The sequence below is a fragment of the Variovorax sp. KBW07 genome (assembly GCF_003852515.1).
Lineage (GTDB): Bacteria > Pseudomonadota > Gammaproteobacteria > Burkholderiales > Burkholderiaceae_C > Variovorax.
The window spans coordinates 1-251 of record NZ_QAJK01000199.1; the positions used below are offsets into that span (position 1 = coordinate 1).

A 251-nucleotide genomic window follows, 5' to 3' on the forward strand; every position below is an offset into this window, starting at 1 on the left:
GGCCACCGACATAACGGCCGGCGCTGCTGCTCGTGGCCGCCGTGGTGTCCGTCGCGCTGGTCTTGGTGTTCTCGTTGAAGCTGTACTGCACCTGGCCATAGAAGCCGCCAAGGTTGGGCGGCAGGAAGTAGCCGACCATGTTGCTGGCACGCGCGTAGTTGGTGTTGCCGATGCCACTGCTTCCGCCCACCGTGTTGATCACGCTGGAGCCCGAGCCGTTGGTGCCGAAGGGATCGAACACGGTGTCGTTC

Annotated in this window: 1 protein-coding gene; it reads right to left on the bottom strand. The window is 64.1% G+C overall.

The window, feature by feature from the left end; all coding sequences use genetic code 11:
* The coding region (locus DBV14_RS31085) for a porin (RefSeq protein WP_124465454.1) at positions 1-251 on the bottom strand (251 nt) is incomplete at both ends.